This window comes from Arthrobacter sp. TmtSoilC48 (assembly GCF_059739425.1).
Genome location: NZ_AP046049.1, coordinates 677,896 through 694,557, shown reverse-complemented (window position 1 = coordinate 694,557; position 16,662 = coordinate 677,896). Strand labels below are relative to the sequence as shown.

The window sequence follows — 16,662 nt, the reverse complement described above, 5'->3', positions numbered from 1 at the left end:
GAGCGTTCCTTCCCGGTTGCTTTGCAAAGCCCGGCGTTCCCACCGCGGGAACGCCGGGTTTTTGCGTTGCTGGCGTTCGGCACAAAGCCACTAAGTGGGCAGGAGCGGAGCACCGACCAGCGTGTCCCGAGAACGTGACGCGGAGGCAACCGTCCCGAAACAGGCGCGGGGCAGCATGAAACCATGAAGCCCAAAATGAGCTCTCCCGTTACTGCGGATCTTCGGTGCGATGTCTGCGGACAGTTGCCCGAACCGCCCAAGGCGCGGCTCACCTTGGCCAACATCGCGGTGATGCTTCCCATTGAACTGCTGGTTCACGCGGCGGTTGTGGAAACCCATCTCCCCTATGTGGCCAAAGTGCTGCTGCTGACCGTGACTGCCACAGTGCTGGTTATCTGGGTGGCCGAACCGTCGGCTGCCAAGGTCCTCCGGCGATGGTTGCATGCTCCAGCCCTCCGCCAGCGGCACAAGCTACACGCCGCACCTGCTTTGTGGCGGGCCCGGACCCTGCTGCGGGACCAGCCCGGCTCCCTGCAAAAAATCACCCATTCCTTGGCCAAGCTGGACACGAACATCCTCAGCATCCACGTTCACCCGATGGATGCCCCGGGCCGCCAGGGTACACAGGGCGCCCAAATAGTGCTGGACGAGTTCGTCCTCTCCGCCCCAGGTGAGGTCACCGAACATGAACTGCTGAAAGCACTCGACGACGGCGGCGGGCGTGAGTCACACGTGTGGCCAACCACAGCGCTTGCCATGGCTGATGGCCAAACCAAGGCCCTGAGCCTGGCCACCCGCATTGCCGGAAACCCAAAAGAGCTTCCGCACGCGGTAGCCGAACTGCTTTCCGCCAAAGTGGTCCCCAACGACCCCGAGAACCCGGCACCCGAGGCGAGTGCCGGCGTCGAACGTTCAACGGACATCCTGAAGATTCCTACCGCATGGCATGGACCGCTGGTCTTTTCCCGACCAGGCGAGCCGTTCACGCCAGCCGAGTCCGCACGCGCGCACCGGCTTGCTGAGCTCGCCGAGATTCTGGCATACAGTCCGGAAGCCTCCCCAAGCTCGGCATACCAGGACTAGCCAGCCCTTCTTCCCACTTACTACCCCGAAAGCCCGGCATTTCCCAGAAAACGCCGGGTTTCGTGCGCCAAGGCAGGAGTAACCGGGAAGTAAGGCGCGCACGCATCCCACTCGGTCACATTTCGCCAACAGACTTTGTATACCAAAACCCTTGACAGTGCGGCCCGTCACATCTAACTTGGATTTTGGGATCCCAAAACGGGATCCCAAACAGACCCGCTACCGGCTGCGGCCCCCGCCACCAAAAGGGCAGGGACCGCAACAGTTGCCGCCGGCACGGGTCCGGCTGCAGCGATATCCACGCCCGGCTCATCCCCCCAAAGACATACCCCCAAAGACATACCCCAAAGACATTCCACCCCTGTTGACTCCTCTGAAGGAGAAGCTGTGTCTCCCCAAAACACCCAACTGGCAACCCAGGAAAACCAGGAAAACGAGCCCAAAACCGCAAAGGACGGTGTGCAGCGACGCACAAACGTCCGCTGGAAACTGTTCATCCTGCTCCTGGTCCTGGTCGCCGTCAATTACATCGACCGCGGTTCAATATCCGTTGCGCTCCCCATCATCCAGAAGGAATTCAACCTCCCGCCCGAGCTTGTGGGGCTTCTGTTGTCGGCGTTCTTCTGGACCTACGCGCTCATGCAAATCCCTGTCGGCTGGCTGATCGACAAGTTCGGCCCCCGCAAGATGGTCACTGCTTCCTGCATTGGCTGGGGCGCAGCAACTGCTGCTTCCGGCTTCGCAGGCGGCTTCCTGAGCATGTTCATCGCACGCCTTGGCATCGGTGTCACTGAGGCCGGCGTCATGCCTGCCGGTGGCAAGCTCAATGCCATCTGGATGCACAAGAAGGAACGTGGCCGCGGTGCCACCATCCTCGACGCCGGAGCTCCCCTGGGCGCTGGCCTGGGCGGCATCCTCATCACCTGGCTGATCGCCTCCACGGGCAGCTGGCGCATGTCGTTCATCATCGCCGGTGCCGCCACGATTCTCATGGGCTTGGCGGTCTGGTGGTACATCCGCGACAACCCCCGCCAGCACAAGGGCGTCAACGATGCCGAAGCTGAGTACATCGAAGCCTCGCATGCCGAGGACGACGCCGAGGCAGCCAAGGAAGGCGCACAGGGCAAGCGAGCCCTTCTCCCCTATCTGAAGTTCCGTTCCTTCTGGGCAATGTGCTTCGGCTGGCTTGGCTTCAACGGCGTCTTCTACGGTCTGCTGACCTGGGGCCCGCTGTACCTGGCCCAAGCGAAGGGCTTCGACCTGAAGACCATCGGCTGGTCCACGTTCGTGATCTTCGGTGCCGGCTTCGTCGGTGAAATCCTCGGCGGAATCATCGCCGACAAGTGGCGCGCATCCGGCGCCTCCGCCAACCGCGTCATGCGTACCCTGCTGGGATTCTCCAGCGTCGTAGTGGTGGGCGGCCTGGTAGGTGTCACCGTGGTCGCAGACCCGATCACCGCCGTCGTGCTTCTCTCGGTAGTCCTGTTCTTCCTGCGCTGGGTTGGCCTGTTCTGGTCCATCCCGTCCATCCTGGGCGGCCGCACCAACGCCGGTGTGCTCGGCGGGGCAATGAACTTCAGCGGCAACATCGCCGGGTTCGTCACGCCGATTGTTGTAGGCCTGATTGTCGGGGCCACCGGCTCCTACACCTGGGCGCTGCTGTACTTTGTTGGATCCGCGGTGATCATGGGCATCTCCGTCCTGGTCCTGGATTACAACAAGCGACTCCCGGTCTAACTCGCCTGACCGGGCCGGCCGGACGGTACTGAACCGCCGGACGGCCGGAAGCCCGCCTGGTCGCCGGGTGCACCGCCTCACACATCACGAAATGGAGCTGGAAATGCTAGCCGCAGAAGACACGAACATCACTGACCGCCCCCTCCGGGAGTCAGTGCGTGACACGCTCCGTTCCAGGATTTTTGAGGGGCACTATGCGCCCGGCACCAGGCTGGTGGAGCGCGACCTCGCCGCCGAATTCAACGTCTCCCGACTGCCCATCCGCGAAGCACTCCGCATGCTGAGGCAAGAAGGACTGATCCGGGACCGCGCCGGCCGCGGTTCCGAGGTCAGCGGCTTGAGCGCCAAGGACGTGGAGGACCTCTTCGACGTCCGTCAATCCTTGGAAGTCCTTGCCTGCCGACTGGCAGCCAAGCGCGCAACCGCCGCGAATCTTGAACACCTCGCCGGACTGCTGGATGAGGCCGATCGCTGCCTGGCCAAGGGCTCCATCCTGGAAGCCCACCGCGCCAACAGCGATTTCCACGATGCCATCACGGCCATCGCCAACAACGACTTTCTCCGCTCCGCGCTGGAACCACTCCAGGGACGCATGCACTGGCTGTTCCGCCACGTCAGCGATCTCCCGGAACTCATCCAGGAACACCGCGACCTTTACGCTGCAATCGCCAGTGGCGATCCTGACCGTGCCGCTACCCAGTCGGCGTCGCACATCGGCAAGTACCGCGAGCAGTTCCCGGAGGATTCCAGCCACACTGAGCCCAAGCTGCAACGGAAAAAATCATGAAACTCCTGGTCATCAACCCCAACATCAGTGACGACGTCACGGCACTGATCGAGGCCGAGGCCCTGCGTTCGGCAGGACCGGATACCGAATTGATCGTGCGGACCGCCGGGCACGGCGTCGAATATATCGAAACCCGCTTCGAGTCGCTGATCGCTGCTGGCGCTGTTGCCGAGCTGATCGCCGAATACGCGCACGACGGCGGAGCCAGCCTTGGGCGTGAACGCGGCGGTGCCGCTGTGGACGGCGTCGTTGTGGCTGCCTTCGGGGATCCCGGCATGCCGGCCCTGAAGGAACTGGTGGACGTGCCAGTCATCGGAATCACCGAAGCCGCTCTCTGCGCGGCAGCACTCCAAGGCCAGCGTTTCTCCATCATCGCCATCTCGGACCGCATCCAGGCCTGGTACCTCGACTGCGTAGAGCGGTTCGGTTTTGGCGGCCGTCTCGCCTCCATCCGCTCCATCAACCAGAGCCTCAATTCGATCGGATCCGTACAGGCCGACTTCAAGGAAACGCTCCTGGCACTTAGCCGGCAGGCGGTCGCAGAGGACGGTGCCGACGTCGTGATCCTTGCAGGTGCGCCGCTAGCAGGACTTGCGCGCGAGCTCGAAGGCCAGATTCCAGTGCCCGTGGTGGACGGCATCTCGGCCGGCATCCGCATGACGGAGGCCGTGGTCGCGTTGAAGTCGGGGGCACATCGCGGCGGCTCGTTCGCCGCGCCACCGGTCAAGCGCCGTCAGGGTCTCTCCGAAAACCTCGACGCCGCCCTGACCGTCGCACAGTCGGCGCACCTTTCCTCGTCCCCCACTCTCTAACGCTTCCCAAGAACAAGGAGGACAACGATGTCCCAATTCCCCGATCTCGTCATTGCCAACGGCACCGTGGTCAACAGCTTCGGCCGGCAGGCGGCCCACGTCGTAGTGGACAGCGGACGCATCGTCCAGCTCATTGACGCCACCGAACCCATTCCCGCGGCTGCCCGCACCATTGAAGCGTACGGCCAGCTGGTCATTCCCGGTGGCATCGATGGCCACTGCCATGTTGCCCAAGTGACGGGCCGATTCCGCACCCTGGATGACTACCGGACCACATCAACGGCTGCGCTGTGGGGTGGCACCACCACGATCATCGACTTCGGCATCCCCCGCGATGCCCAGGAGACACCGCTGGAAGCTGTGCTGAACAAGAAGCGCCTCGCCGCCGAGTCGCGCTGCGATGTTGCCTTGCACGGCTCGGTTGTCGCATGGGATGAGACGGTCCCGTGGCAGCTTGAGCAGCTTGCCGCCGAGGGTGTGCGGTCCGTGAAGATGTACACCACCAACCGCGGTTCAACCATGGCCGACGGCGACACCATCCTGAAGGTCCTGCGCGAAATGGTGCGCTTGGATGGCCTCACGTACATCCATGCAGAGCACGATCCCATCATCACCGATTGCACTGACCAGCACGTCGCGGATGGCCGCATCGGCATCGAACACCTGCACCGTACCCGGCCTGAGCTTGCCGAGGAGATCTCGGTCAAGGAAACCCTGGCGATGGCTGAGTACACCGGAGCGCCCGTCTACTTCGTCCATCAGTCCACACCGGGCGCCGTGGATCTGGTCACCGAAGCCCGCGAGCGCGGCCAGGAAGCGTACTCCGAGACGTGCCCGCACTACCTGACCCTGGACGACGCGGTCTACGGTTCCGCGTTCCCGGAATGGTATGCCTGCTGTCCGCCGATGCGGAGCGCCGAAACGGTGGCCGCGCTCAAGGAACGCCTCGCAGCCGGGGCCATCCACACTGTTTCCTCGGACCACTCCTGCTACGACCTCTCGCAAAAACGCGAGCGCACGGACGACGTCCGCTACATGCCGCACGGCCTCCCAGGCGTCGAGACGCGCATGCCCGTGACGTTCACCGCATTGGTCACTGAGTCGGGCGGCTCTGTGGAGGAGTTCGTTGAGGTCTTCTCCGCAGGCCCCGCACGGATCAACGCCGTGCCGCGGAAGGGCGCCATCGTGGAAGGCTTCGACGCCGACCTCGTAATCTTCGATCCCGCCTTCCAGCAAACCGTCGACGGCGGTGCGCTGCACATGGGGACTGATTTCTCGCCTTTTGAAGGGAAGACGCTGAACGGTTGGCCCGCCGTCGTGGTCTCTGCCGGGCGAGTGGTCCTCGACGAGGACGGTTTCCACGATCCTGGCGCCGTCGGTCGTTTCGTCGCCCGGAACGGGTTCACTGAACACCGCGACGCCCTCTCTGTTCCCGTCCTTCCCTCTGCCGAATCCCTCAGCGCCTAGGAGCAAGCATGCCTTCACACAACCGCCCCATCCGCATCGGCATGATCGTGCCGTCCTCCAACACCTGCCTTGAGCCGCAGACCTACCGGATCCTGGGCGATCGCCAGGATGTAACCATCCATTCAACCCGCATACCGGTCACGCGGATCGCCCTGGACGACTCCTCGGACAAGCAATTCGATTCCTCTGTGATGCGTGCCGCCGCCGAGTTGCTGGCCACGGCGAATGTGGACGTCATTGCTTGGAACGGCACCTCCGGATCCTGGCTTGGAGCTTCCCACGACCATGCCTTGGCCAGTGAGATCACGGACGCCACAGGCATACCGGCCACCACGTCCACGCTCGCCTACTTGAACGCGTTTTCTACTTTTGGCACCGAGCGAATCGGATTGTTCACCCCCTATACGGCAGACGTGAATGAGGCCGTGATCGCGTCCTATGCCAAGGAAGGCATCAAGACGATCGATCACCGGCACCTCGACCTGACTGATAACGAATCCTTTGGCCGGGTCACCGATGAGGAGATGCTGCCGGGTTCCCTTGAGCTGGCAGCCGCCCACCCGGACGCCTTGGTATACCTGTGCACGAATCTTTACGGAGCCAACATCACGGCCGAGGTGGAGGCCCGGACCGGCGTTCCGGTGCTCGATTCTGTGGCAGTGACCCTCTGGCATGCACTCAAGCTTGCCGGAGCTCCGTTGCTGGACCCGAAATGGGGGCGCTTGCTGGCTGAGTAGATGAGCTTGCCCGTCACGGCTCATTCCTCATCGATGCGTTCGAGCAGCTTGCCGAGCGCATCCCGGATATCGTCATAGTCGTTCTGCGCCGCACGGCTCTCGGCAGAGATGACCGCACATCTGTGGATCTTCTTGAAGTCGCCGAAGGGAAATTTGTAGTGGCCCTTTTGGTCAGCAGGATGATCGTCGTCCACGCCGAGGTACCACTTGGAATACTCGGCTTGGCCGTTCTTCTCCAGGAACTCATTCTCGTCCTTGGTGGACGGGGCGTGCTCGCTCCAGTCATCCCGGACGTCCTTGACGATCTTGCCGTCACGGATCAGGTGCTTCGCGTTGTCGAAGGCTTTCTTGTTGAGTTTCACGGTCATGGCGCAACCTCGCTTCGATGTGGCGGTTCGGCATGGGTTGGGTAACTCGTACGGTTCAGCTTAGGACGACGGCGGATGGCCGGGAAGAGCCGGGGTCGCGCGCGCTCCAAGGATTGCGTTCAAGGGATGAGCCGTACCCGGAGCCCTGTTCCGGGTTCCTTCATGACCAACCGACGTTCGATTGCTCCAAGTTGTTTGAGCCATAGAACCTTGCCGTCGGCAGTCACGGCCTCCACCCGGCCTTGGTCCACGATCTTGTTGCCACGCCAGATCTGCACATCCTGGCCAACGAGTGGCCTCCAATCCGTCACCCTCTTGCTTTGTGGTTTGTCGAAGCGCGAATCGGGCGTCGAATCCTTCATGTCGTCTTGCAAATCGCTGACTCCTAGCCATTCATCTTTCCGCAGTCGCCTTCTGGGCAGACTTCTGTACAAAAGATGTGGCTCTGCAAACCCGTATATGACGCGAATATCGGCGCCGAATTTAGGGGGCCAACCCTGCTAGAGCGCCTTCACAGCGCCCAACACCTTGGTCAACGAATCCTTCGCGTCGCCGAACAGCAAAGTGGTCTGAGGTTCGTAGAGAAGTTCGTTTTCGATGCCGGCGAATCCTGGACGCATGGAACGTTTGAGGAATACCACCTGCCGGGCCTCAGCTACTTCCAGGATGGGCATTCCGTAGATCGGCGAACCTGAGGTGGTCTTGGCTGCGGGGTTCACGACGTCATTGGCACCCACCACAAGGGCAACGTCCGCGGTCTTGAACTCCGGATTGATGTCGCTCATTTCCTTCAGCGATTCATAGGGCACGTTGGCCTCGGCCAGAAGGACGTTCATGTGCCCGGGCATACGTCCGGCCACCGGATGGATGGCGAAGTCAACCTCTGTCCCGCGTGCTTCCAAAGCCAAGGCCAATTCAGCGGCTGTGTGCTGGCCTTGCGCCACAGCCAAGCCGTACCCCGGAACGATGATCACCCGTTGGGCGTAACCGAGCAGCACCGCAACATCTTCCGGGCTGGAGGACCTGACCGGGCGCTCACTCACGGCAGTGGACCCAGCCGTGGAGCCACCCTTGAAGGCACCGAACATGATTCCCGCAACGCTTCGGCCCATTGCGGCAGCCATGGCCCGGGTGAGGATGGTGCCTGACGCTCCAACCAGGGTTCCGGCAACCACCAGGAGTACGTTACCCAGCACCAATCCCGACGCGGCAACGGCCAATCCGGTGAAAGCATTGAGCAGCGAGATGACAATCGGTACATCGGCGCCGCCCACCGGGAGCACCAGCAGGACACCGGCCACAAGACCAAGGATCAGCAGCACCAACGCCAGCAGCAATGAACCATCCAGTATCACCACCACCCCTGCGCCCACTGCGGCCAGCAGCACCACAGCCATCAGCACTGGCAGGCCCGGGAACGTCACCGGCCGTGTGGTCATGAGCCCTTGCAGTTTGGCAAAGGTGACGCCAGAACCCGCAAAGGAAACGGCCCCGACCAGCAGCGTGAACACAATGGCCAAGCGAACCCACGCATCACCTGTATGCGAGAGCTCCAGCAATGCCACGAGCGCAGCCGCACCGCCACCCACACCGTTGAACAGGGCCACGAGTTGCGGCATCTGTGTCATCTGAACGCGGCGCGCCACAGGTGCGGCCACCACCGATCCCACGGCTATTGCCCCAACGATCCACGGAACGTTGTCCAGCTTCACCGAGACGAACACAGTAACCACGGCCAACAAAGCACCGAACGCCCCGATGAGGTTTCCGCGCCGTGCAGTCCGAGGGGAATTGAGTCCCTTCAAAGCAAGGATGAAACAAGCAGCCGCTGCGAGGTAAAGGAGAGCCGTCCACGTGGGATCCAGAAGAGTCACCGGCCGCGCTCCTTGCCCGCATGTTCCCCGGACGAGACAACTGACGACGACGGCCGTTGCCTCCCACGGAACATCTCCAGCATGCGGTCCGTCACCACGAATCCGCCCACAAGGTTGGCCGTGGCCAGGACGACAGCCAGCAGGGCGACTGCCAGTACCCACGGATCAGAGGCCTGGCCCGCGACGATGATGGCACCCACCAGAATGATTCCGTGGATCGCATTTGCCCCGGACATCAGGGGTGTATGGAGGGTACTGGAGACTTTGGAGACGACCTCGAAGCCCACGAAAACTGCCAGTACGGTGATCGTGAGCAGACTCATGCCATCCATCAATGCACTCCTTCACTGCCAGGGTTGGCCGCTGTGTGGGCACTTCCAAAGGGGCCGGTCTCACCCGCGAGCGCCGCGAGTGCTTCAGCTGTTGGCCCGTGCCGCACCTCGCCGTCGTGGGTGAGGCAGGTTCCCGCCACAACCTCGTCCTCAAAGTCGGGGGCCACCACTCCCTCCCTGGTCATCAATGCGATCAGGTTGGCCACGTTCTTGGCGAACAAACGGGAGGCATCTGCGGGCATTGCGGATGCTGGGTCCTTGAGCCCCACCAAGGTCACTTCACCTTGCCCATCAGCGGTGGGGATGTGGATGTCCTGCCCGGGGATGCTGCCTTCCACGTTGCCGCCTGACTCAGCCGCCAGATCTACTACGACAGATCCAGGGCGCATCCCTTGGACCATTTCACGGCTCACCAGCAGCGGTGCGCGCCGTCCGGGTACGGCGGCGGTTGTGATGAGGACATCGGCCTGCGCCACATGCGGGGTCAAGAGCGCACGCTGCAAAGCACCCCTGTCTGCGCTGAGTTCACGCGCATACCCTCCTGAAGCCTCAGCGGTTTCAAGGTCCAGCTTGATGAATGTCCCGCCCATGGAAGCCACTTCGTCCGCCGACGCCGGACGGATGTCATTGGCCGAAACCCGCGCGCCCAGCCTCTTGGCGGTGCCGATCGCTTGGAGCCCGGCCACACCGGCACCCAGCACCAGGACACGGGCCGGCGGAATGGTCCCGGCCGCGGTCATGTACAAGGGGAAGAACCGTGGCAGACGCGTCGCGGCCTCGAGGACGCAGCGGTATCCGGCCACCAATGCCTGTGAGGTGAGGGCGTCCATGGACTGTGCCCGCGAGATCCGGGGAACCAGTTCCAGCGCAAAGGATGTGATGCCACCTGCGGCGAGCGCCCGCACCGTTGGTAACTCCGACGACGGCGACCCCAACCCGACGGTGACCGAACCAGGGCGGAGGGCTCCCGCCGTCGACGGTTCCATGGGACGCACGTGGCAGTAAACGTCCAGGGATCCGAGGTCCAATGACTGCACAACGGAAGCGCCGGCCTGCCGGTATTCGTCGTCGCTATGTCCGGAGGCGATCCCCGCCCCGGACTCGATCTCAACATCAAGGCCCAACCCGGTCAATTGCTTGACCGTTTCGGGCGTGGCTGCCACTCTGCGCTCACCATCGAGTGCCTCGCGCGCTATGCCTGCTTTCACCCGCCACCCCTCTTCGGGAACTCTCCAGAACCAGTTGGCACGAGTCTATGGCCGCAAGGGTCCGGACGGGAGTAGGGGGGTGCGCTATGTGGACAAGTCCATTAGGGTCGGTGGAAGCTGGGGCACCCAGCCTCCACACCGTCGACGAGCCGGTTCCGGCCGTGCCGTCGGGAAGGAACGCCGCCATGGACACATTCAAAATCGGCTATTTCGTCGGAAGCCTCTCCAGTACATCTATCAACCGCGTCCTCTCCAAAGCCCTCATCAGCGTGGCGCCTCCGGAACTGGAGTTCCATGAGATCGCCATCCGGGACCTCCCGTTGTACAGCTCCGACTACGACTCCGACTTTCCGCCTGCCGGCAGGGAATTGAAGGATGCGATCGCCGCGTCGGACGGCATCCTGTTCGTCTCACCCGAGTACAACCGTTCCATTCCAGGCGCTTTGAAGAACGCCATCGACTGGGGATCCCGGCCGTGGGGCACCAACTCCTTCGCCCGGAAGCCCACCGGCATCATCGGAGCGTCGCCGGGCGGCATCGGAACCGCGGTGATGCAGTCCTCCATGCGCAGCGTGCTCAGCTTCCTCGACGCACCCCAGCTGAATGCGCCGGAGGCTTACATCCGCTTCGTCGCGGACGCGTACGACGACGACGGCTCGGTTAAGGACGAGGGCACGGCAGGGTTGCTGCGCCACTATATGGCGGAATACAGCGCGTTCGTCCAGCGTGTCCTGGCAGCCAACGCTCCGGGCCATATCGGCGATCAGGAACCGGATTCGGCCAAGCTCACGCGCTAGTCCCTTATTGGTCAGTATGCTTACTAGTACGAGGATTCGCGAACACGCCCTTTCCCATAGGAGAAACGATGCTTCGTAGATTAGCCCTGGCAACCCTGGCACTGACCCTCTTCACGGGGTCCCTGTTGTCCGTCGCGGCAGCAGCAAACGCAGCAAACGCAGCCGCTCTGCAAGGCCACGTGGCTGCCACCACCCCCACACCGTCGGCCTCGCCGAGCAACCCGTCCGGCCCGTCAACGGCAACACCCACAAACCCGGCTCCTTCGTCGGGTGGGCAAACCACGTCCAACCCGGCAACCAGCGGACCTGCCAACCCAGGGACTGGCGAGTCGGACCCGCAGGAACAAACCCGCACAGACGTGACACCGTGGATCCTGGCCGCCGTTGCTGCGATCATCGTCATTGCGCTGATCATCTGGGCGGTTCGAGGACGCGGCCGGAATGAGGAAGTGAGGGACGAGCCGCTCTAGGCGAAGCCTAGACGGGACCGGGCGTCCGGCGCGCTGTGGGGCGCGGGAAGCAACTGCGGCCTGCCTCTGTTCCTACAGATACGTGATGAGAGAACAGAGAGTTGGCTGACATGACTGAGTTGCACGATGGGCACCCTTCCGACCTAACGGGTGGTGGGCAGGCTTCGGATGTCAGGCACGAGACCTTCAGCATCACACGGGATTTCGAGGCGGACCGGGGGGACGTCTTCGCCCTGTTCGCGGACGATCGGTTGCGCCGGCGCTGGTTTCGGATGCCGGGAACGGGAGCCAATTACGATCACGACTTCCGCATTGGCGGCGGTGAGGAGGCGAGCAGCACCTTCGAAATGCCAGACAGCCAGGACCAGGAACTGCGCAATCGATCGCGCTACCTCGACATCACGCCCGATCGCCGAATTGTTTTCGTCTACGAAGCCATCGTGGACGATGTAACCCGGTGGGCATCACTGGTAACGGTGACCCTGGCCGATGCGGAAATCGGCACAACCAGGCTGACCTGGACGGAGCAGGTCACGTTCCTCACGCGAACCGGAGACGGCAGCGCTGACTTACCTCATCTGCGCACAGGGACGACCCTTCGCCTCAACGGGATACCGGGCGCGCTCAAAGCATAGGCTGGTGATACCGTCGGCTAGCCCACGCGCTCAAACACCATCGTTGCCTGGATGCGGTCCCCGCCGCCGATCATCCCCTTGCTCCCGCTGCTCGCCGTGGTAATCGTGTGCAGCCGGTAGCCCTTCGCGGCCTGATCGTTGATGGCCTTCTCCAAGGAGGTCAGATTGCCCGAACCGGTTCCCCACAGTTTCTCCTTGAGGATCACTTGCAGGACGACATACTGCTGCATGACACCGCTCCCTTCCGTTGCTGGTCAATTGGAGGCAATGCTACTCAACGCGGCGGCGGCCGTGGTGCCGTCTAACCGCGGACTGTCTCCGTCGTTAGCCTGCCAATGGCGCTGCTTTCCAGATTCTCCAGCAGGTGCCGCGGATTGTCGTAGACCTCCGCGGCGCCTGCGTCGCGGAGTTCTGCCTCGCTGATACCACCACAAGTCAGGGCAATAGCGGGAACGCCGATTGCCGCCGCAGCCTTCACATCCCAGACTGCATCGCCAACAAATACGACGTCGGCTGGCTCGAGTTCCAGCTTCTTCAAACACGCCAGGAGGATATCCGGGGCCGGCTTGCTTTCGTCCGCGTCATTGGAGCTGGTCCACGCGTCGATGGATCCGCCGGCGTCGAGGAGCCGCCTGCTGACATCAAGGTCGCGCTCTTGGGCTGACGATGCCAGCCCAACCGCCAGCCCGGAGTCGGAGCAAGCGGCAAGAAGGTCCCGTGCAGAATCGAAGGCGCGCAGTGACGGCCAGAACGTCGAAAAGACAGCCCCGTGCGCGGATTTGAGTTCCTTTTGTAGATCTTCCGGACAGTCCGGAACCAGGTGCTGGACCAGCTTGTCGCCACCCATTCCGACGCAGCGATGAATGCTGGAGATCTGGATGTCCATTCCTTCCCGCCTGAACGCCTGCCACCAGGCGAACGCGTGGAAGTAGCTGGAGTCGATCAACGTCCCATCGACGTCAAAGAGGACACCGCGTTTCTTGGAACTGGAGTTGGCTCGAGTAGACATTTAGTAAGTCTACTTATGACTACCATCCACGGAAACTCACCTCTGACTTCGACATAATGCGTAACGCCGGAAATACGCGTCTGCAACATCTTGTTGGCCTGATTATGACAACAATCGGAATCATCGGTGCAGGACACATTGGCAGCCAGGTGGCACGCAAGGCAGTGGAACTTGGCTACGACGTCGTGATCAGCAATTCACGGGGGCCGGAAACCCTTGCGGAACTGGTCACAGAACTCGGGCCGCGTGCCCGGGCCGCGACGGCAGCTGAGGCAGCAGCGGCGGGTGATTTCGCCGTCGTAACCGTTCCCCTGAAGAACTATCAGGACATCCCCGCAGAACCGCTCGAAGGCAAAATCGTCATCGACACCAACAACTATTACTGGGAGCGCGATGGCCGCATTCCCGCGCTCGACAACGGCGAGGCCACAACGTCAGGCCTGCTCCAGAAGCACCTGCCCACATCCAAGGTGGCCAAGGGTTTCAACCACATCTTCGCCAAAGACATCACCACCGACGGCACCCCTGCCGGCACGCCCAACCGCCGGGCATTGGCCACGGCCAGTGACTTCCCGGAAGCCGCCGAACTCGTGACCAGGCTGTACGACGAGTTCGGTTTCGACACCGTCAACATCGGGCCACTCGAAGACAGCTGGCGCGTCGAGCGCGACCGCCCCGCCTACGTCATCCGTCAGAACGCGGACGAACTTCGCGACAACCTCGCCAAGGCAACGCGCACCCTCTGATAAGCGCGGACCATCTGATAACAGAACACGCACGACGGCGGCAGGCGGCTTACGCCTGCCGCTTCCTTTGTACTGGGGTGCCTGGGTGCTGCCACTCCATGAGGGCGGCCACGATTTGAGGCCGGGATTTGGGCCGGGATTCGCATCACGAATTGGCTGCTGGACGCACATGATGAGTGGCTGCCTCCCAGGAAACCCCGCGCATAGGGCATTCCGGGAGGCAGTCGCGCCTATTAAGCCCCGAACCCGAGGAGTTGCTATGTCTACCCGAACTGAGAAATGGCCTGCAGGAACACCCGCATGGGTGGATCTGGGCGTCGACGATCTCCCTGCCGCGACGTCCTTCTACACCGAACTGTTCGGCTGGAATTACCTCTCCGGCGACGAGGAAGCAGGGGGCTACCTGCTGGCCCAACTCGACGGAAAGGCAGTTGCGGGACTTGGCCCTAAACAGGATTCCAACATGCCAACCGTCTGGACCACCTATCTTGCTTCGGACAATGTAGACACCACGGCTAAAGAGGTAGGAGCGGCTGGCGGCCAACTCATTGCTCCGCCCTTCGATGTGATGGATTCCGGCCGCATGGCAATTGCTGCGGACAGTGTCGGCGCGGCCTTTGGCATCTGGCAGGCAGGCAGCCATATCGGGGCAGAGCGGGTCAACGAGCACGGCACATTGTGCTGGAACGAACTCCACACCCGCGACTACGCGCTGGCCCGGTCCTTCTATGCAGATGTCTTCGGCTACACCTACCAGGACATCGACCAGGACGGATTCATTTACGCAACCATCAAGCGCCCATCCGATGGCCGCGAAGTGGGCGGCATTCATCACGACACCGAAATTGCCGAGGGCGTCCCGAACCACTGGTTGGCGTGGTTTGCCAGCGACCACGTCGATCGAACTGCCGCAACAGCCTTGGAACTCGGCGCTTCGGCGTTGATGCCCCTCACGAACAGCCCCATGGGGCGGATGGCTATCCTGCAGGCACCGCAGGGAGAAATCTTTGGCATCATCGACGCACCCCGGACCAAGGACTAGGCCCGGGATTAAGGACTAGGCCCGTACCAACGGCTACGTCAGGACAGCGTCCAAAGCTTCGCTGATGACCTCTTGGGCGTGTGCCGCTGCGAGCGGCGCCGCGAGACGGTGCACAGCCTGGAAGGTCCGGCGGACTTCCGGCCCATGCCATTCGGGCGGGAGGTAGTCCGCCGGGAGGTTGGGATCCCGGTAAGGGAACTTGCGCCACAAGGTAAGCATCGGGATGTAGTAACGGAAAGCGTCGCGTCGCATTTCCGCCGTGGAATCAGCCAGGGCCGCCGCAGGGTCGGTGCCCACCAAGTCAACCCACTGCTGCTCTGCGCCCCGGTAGATCTCAAGGAACTCCGTGAATTGTTCATCGAGTTCCTTGAGATCCCACCATTCGGAGATCTTGGGCCGCATGGGGCCATCGAAAACGTAGTCGCTGCGGAAGAGGTCTACGAATTCGATCAGCCCGCCGGCGGTCAGGCGTTCGCGGGCCTGCTCCAGCTTGTGTGCCGGAGCGATCCATACCCCGGACGCCACGGACCCAAATCCCAGGCTGGACAAAGCGGACCTCAGCTGGTGCCGGCGGTTCCGCATCGACTCGGGCACGGAGAACACGGCGAGCACCCACGTATCCACGGGAGCCGGCTGTTCCGGGGCGAAGATCCGCCGATCACCTTCACGGAAAACGTCGCTCACCGATTCGGCGATCTTGTACTTGGCAATGCCGCCTTCCCGGACGCTCTTCAGGACACCTTTTGCCTTAAGCCTGGAAACGGACGATCTCACACCCGGCGCGTCATAGCCGAGCGTACCGAGCATCGAAACCAGCGCGGAGACCGGCAACGCATCACCAGCGTTCCGGCCATAAAGACCGAAGATGGTGACCAGGAGTTGCTGATGGCGCACCGGGGGTGCCGGGACGGCGAACATTGAAGGACCCTCATTTCCGCGCCCTGGTAAGGCGCCAGTCATGTTCATCATAGGTGCGCCATAGATAACACAGATGACTTTAAGGTCCATGTTGGGCTTCAACATGGACCTCAAAGTCATCCGGCGGGATGCTATCCGGCAGACCGCACAGCCCGCACGAAATGTTCCGGCCAAGGCTGGGACGCCGTTGTGCCGTTGGGGACGTGGACCGTGGTCACTGTCCCGAAGGCGGCCACCTCGCTGCCCTCCGACGATGCACCTTGAGGCGACGCATCCTGAGGCGACGCATCCTGAGACGATGCACCTTGGTGGGTGCCGCCGTCGGGCGTTCCGCTGGCCGTATCTTCAAGGGGGTGGCCACGGACCTCGAAGGCCATGGTGAGCGAGGTCCGGCCGAGCGCGTGGATTTTCACCGTGGCGGTGACGCGCTGGCCGAACCAGAGCTTGGCCTTGTAGTTGATCACCTGCTGGACGCGAGGAGCGTTGGGGAAGTAGTCGGGCAGCTCCAAGGAGCGGAACAGCTCTGCCTCGGCAGCTTCCACCCATCGGAGGATGGCCGAATTGTGTTGGTGGCCGGAGGCATCGGTGTCCACCCACTCGACCGTCCGCTCAACGCTCGCTTCAGGAAACGCGTCCATGG

Annotated in this window: 20 protein-coding genes; 11 read left to right on the top strand and 9 right to left on the bottom strand. The window is 62.5% G+C overall.

Annotated elements, in window-relative coordinates:
* Window positions 1-183 precede the first annotated feature (183 nt).
* The 6 genes from AC6I97_RS03345 to AC6I97_RS03320 all read left to right on the top strand — a co-directional run bounded on the left by AC6I97_RS03345 (window position 184) and on the right by AC6I97_RS03320 (window position 6,623).
* Window positions 184-1,083, top strand: coding sequence for an amino acid-binding protein (locus AC6I97_RS03345; RefSeq protein WP_497944051.1), 900 nt, complete (start codon window positions 184-186; stop codon window positions 1,081-1,083).
* A 387-nt stretch (window positions 1,084-1,470) separates the two neighbouring features.
* Entirely contained in the window at window positions 1,471-2,820 is a 1,350-nt protein-coding gene (locus tag AC6I97_RS03340; RefSeq protein ID WP_224165788.1) for an MFS transporter, read from the top strand.
* A gap of 103 nt (window positions 2,821-2,923) precedes the next feature.
* On the top strand, window positions 2,924-3,607 hold the full coding sequence (locus tag AC6I97_RS03335) for a GntR family transcriptional regulator (protein WP_224092982.1): 684 nt from the start codon (window positions 2,924-2,926) through the stop codon (window positions 3,605-3,607).
* Complete coding sequence (locus AC6I97_RS03330) at window positions 3,604-4,419, top strand: aspartate/glutamate racemase family protein (protein WP_224165790.1); 816 nt, start codon at window positions 3,604-3,606, stop codon at window positions 4,417-4,419. The genes AC6I97_RS03335 and AC6I97_RS03330 overlap by 4 nt, the downstream gene beginning before the upstream one ends.
* Window positions 4,420-4,446: 27 nt before the next feature.
* The gene (locus tag AC6I97_RS03325; RefSeq protein WP_497944050.1) at window positions 4,447-5,886 is read left to right on the top strand and encodes an amidohydrolase family protein; all 1,440 of its coding nucleotides are present in this window, start codon (window positions 4,447-4,449) and stop codon (window positions 5,884-5,886) included.
* Window positions 5,887-5,894: 8 nt separating this feature from the next.
* The gene (locus AC6I97_RS03320; protein ID WP_497944049.1) at window positions 5,895-6,623 is read left to right on the top strand and encodes a maleate cis-trans isomerase family protein; all 729 of its coding nucleotides are present in this window, start codon (window positions 5,895-5,897) and stop codon (window positions 6,621-6,623) included.
* A 20-nt stretch (window positions 6,624-6,643) separates the two neighbouring features.
* On the opposite strand, the gene AC6I97_RS03315 is transcribed toward AC6I97_RS03320, so the two are convergent.
* From AC6I97_RS03315 to AC6I97_RS03295, 5 genes are all read right to left on the bottom strand, one after another.
* On the bottom strand, window positions 6,644-6,991 hold the full coding sequence (locus AC6I97_RS03315) for a hypothetical protein (RefSeq protein WP_224092974.1): 348 nt from the start codon (window positions 6,989-6,991) through the stop codon (window positions 6,644-6,646).
* Between the two features lie 119 nt (window positions 6,992-7,110).
* Window positions 7,111-7,353, bottom strand: coding sequence for a hypothetical protein (locus AC6I97_RS03310; RefSeq protein ID WP_224165793.1), 243 nt, complete (start codon window positions 7,351-7,353; stop codon window positions 7,111-7,113).
* 138 nt (window positions 7,354-7,491) lie between these two features.
* Window positions 7,492-8,865, bottom strand: a complete 1,374-nt coding sequence (locus tag AC6I97_RS03305) for an NAD(P)(+) transhydrogenase (Re/Si-specific) subunit beta (RefSeq protein ID WP_224092968.1) — start codon at window positions 8,863-8,865, stop codon at window positions 7,492-7,494.
* A complete protein-coding gene (locus AC6I97_RS03300) occupies window positions 8,862-9,197 on the bottom strand; it encodes an NAD(P) transhydrogenase subunit alpha part 2 (RefSeq protein ID WP_497944048.1) in 336 nt (111 codons plus the stop codon). The genes AC6I97_RS03305 and AC6I97_RS03300 overlap by 4 nt, the downstream gene beginning before the upstream one ends.
* Entirely contained in the window at window positions 9,197-10,405 is a 1,209-nt protein-coding gene (locus tag AC6I97_RS03295; protein WP_497944047.1) for a Re/Si-specific NAD(P)(+) transhydrogenase subunit alpha, read from the bottom strand. Before AC6I97_RS03295 ends, AC6I97_RS03300 begins: the two co-directional genes overlap by 1 nt.
* Before the next feature lie 185 nt (window positions 10,406-10,590).
* Between AC6I97_RS03295 and AC6I97_RS03290 the strand changes: the two genes are divergently transcribed.
* From AC6I97_RS03290 to AC6I97_RS03280, 3 genes are all read left to right on the top strand, one after another.
* On the top strand, window positions 10,591-11,202 hold the full coding sequence (locus AC6I97_RS03290) for an NADPH-dependent FMN reductase (RefSeq protein ID WP_216927281.1): 612 nt from the start codon (window positions 10,591-10,593) through the stop codon (window positions 11,200-11,202).
* Window positions 11,203-11,270: 68 nt separating this feature from the next.
* Window positions 11,271-11,672 (top strand): hypothetical protein, encoded by a 402-nt coding sequence (locus AC6I97_RS03285; protein ID WP_497944046.1) that lies wholly within the window; start codon window positions 11,271-11,273, stop codon window positions 11,670-11,672.
* 110 nt (window positions 11,673-11,782) lie between these two features.
* Entirely contained in the window at window positions 11,783-12,307 is a 525-nt protein-coding gene (locus tag AC6I97_RS03280; RefSeq protein ID WP_497944045.1) for an SRPBCC domain-containing protein, read from the top strand.
* 17 nt (window positions 12,308-12,324) lie between these two features.
* On the opposite strand, the gene AC6I97_RS03275 is transcribed toward AC6I97_RS03280, so the two are convergent.
* Window positions 12,325-12,537, bottom strand: coding sequence for a DUF4177 domain-containing protein (locus AC6I97_RS03275; RefSeq protein ID WP_224092958.1), 213 nt, complete (start codon window positions 12,535-12,537; stop codon window positions 12,325-12,327).
* A 71-nt stretch (window positions 12,538-12,608) separates the two neighbouring features.
* The gene (locus tag AC6I97_RS03270; protein WP_309928284.1) at window positions 12,609-13,316 is read right to left on the bottom strand and encodes an HAD family hydrolase; all 708 of its coding nucleotides are present in this window, start codon (window positions 13,314-13,316) and stop codon (window positions 12,609-12,611) included.
* 104 nt (window positions 13,317-13,420) lie between these two features.
* On the opposite strand from AC6I97_RS03270, the gene AC6I97_RS03265 reads away from it, so the two are divergent.
* Together AC6I97_RS03265 and AC6I97_RS03260 are read left to right on the top strand one after the other, a co-directional pair.
* On the top strand, window positions 13,421-14,062 hold the full coding sequence (locus tag AC6I97_RS03265) for an NADPH-dependent F420 reductase (RefSeq protein ID WP_224165799.1): 642 nt from the start codon (window positions 13,421-13,423) through the stop codon (window positions 14,060-14,062).
* Window positions 14,063-14,321: 259 nt separating this feature from the next.
* Window positions 14,322-15,104 (top strand): VOC family protein, encoded by a 783-nt coding sequence (locus AC6I97_RS03260; protein WP_309928286.1) that lies wholly within the window; start codon window positions 14,322-14,324, stop codon window positions 15,102-15,104.
* Between the two features lie 33 nt (window positions 15,105-15,137).
* Here the strand turns inward: AC6I97_RS03260 and AC6I97_RS03255 are convergent, their stop codons facing one another.
* Window positions 15,138-16,073, bottom strand: a complete 936-nt coding sequence (locus AC6I97_RS03255; RefSeq protein ID WP_497944044.1) for a PaaX family transcriptional regulator — start codon at window positions 16,071-16,073, stop codon at window positions 15,138-15,140.
* 80 nt (window positions 16,074-16,153) lie between these two features.
* Entirely contained in the window at window positions 16,154-16,660 is a 507-nt protein-coding gene (locus AC6I97_RS03250; protein ID WP_497944043.1) for an acyl-CoA thioesterase, read from the bottom strand.
* Window positions 16,661-16,662: the final 2 nt, after the last annotated feature.

Coding starts and splice junctions, on each gene's coding strand:
- AC6I97_RS03345 (WP_497944051.1), top strand. CDS start 184: ATGAAGCCCAAAATGAGCTCTCCCGTTACTGCGGATCTTCGGTGCGAT.
- AC6I97_RS03335 (WP_224092982.1), top strand. CDS start 2,924: ATGCTAGCCGCAGAAGACACGAACATCACTGACCGCCCCCTCCGGGAG.
- AC6I97_RS03330 (WP_224165790.1), top strand. CDS start 3,604: ATGAAACTCCTGGTCATCAACCCCAACATCAGTGACGACGTCACGGCA.
- AC6I97_RS03325 (WP_497944050.1), top strand. CDS start 4,447: ATGTCCCAATTCCCCGATCTCGTCATTGCCAACGGCACCGTGGTCAAC.
- AC6I97_RS03320 (WP_497944049.1), top strand. CDS start 5,895: ATGCCTTCACACAACCGCCCCATCCGCATCGGCATGATCGTGCCGTCC.
- AC6I97_RS03315 (WP_224092974.1), bottom strand. CDS start 6,991: ATGACCGTGAAACTCAACAAGAAAGCCTTCGACAACGCGAAGCACCTG.
- AC6I97_RS03310 (WP_224165793.1), bottom strand. CDS start 7,353: ATGAAGGATTCGACGCCCGATTCGCGCTTCGACAAACCACAAAGCAAG.
- AC6I97_RS03300 (WP_497944048.1), bottom strand. CDS start 9,197: ATGGATGGCATGAGTCTGCTCACGATCACCGTACTGGCAGTTTTCGTG.
- AC6I97_RS03290 (WP_216927281.1), top strand. CDS start 10,591: ATGGACACATTCAAAATCGGCTATTTCGTCGGAAGCCTCTCCAGTACA.
- AC6I97_RS03285 (WP_497944046.1), top strand. CDS start 11,271: ATGCTTCGTAGATTAGCCCTGGCAACCCTGGCACTGACCCTCTTCACG.
- AC6I97_RS03280 (WP_497944045.1), top strand. CDS start 11,783: ATGACTGAGTTGCACGATGGGCACCCTTCCGACCTAACGGGTGGTGGG.
- AC6I97_RS03275 (WP_224092958.1), bottom strand. CDS start 12,537: ATGCAGCAGTATGTCGTCCTGCAAGTGATCCTCAAGGAGAAACTGTGG.
- AC6I97_RS03270 (WP_309928284.1), bottom strand. CDS start 13,316: ATGTCTACTCGAGCCAACTCCAGTTCCAAGAAACGCGGTGTCCTCTTT.
- AC6I97_RS03265 (WP_224165799.1), top strand. CDS start 13,421: ATGACAACAATCGGAATCATCGGTGCAGGACACATTGGCAGCCAGGTG.
- AC6I97_RS03260 (WP_309928286.1), top strand. CDS start 14,322: ATGTCTACCCGAACTGAGAAATGGCCTGCAGGAACACCCGCATGGGTG.
- AC6I97_RS03255 (WP_497944044.1), bottom strand. CDS start 16,073: ATGATGAACATGACTGGCGCCTTACCAGGGCGCGGAAATGAGGGTCCT.
- AC6I97_RS03250 (WP_497944043.1), bottom strand. CDS start 16,660: ATGGACGCGTTTCCTGAAGCGAGCGTTGAGCGGACGGTCGAGTGGGTG.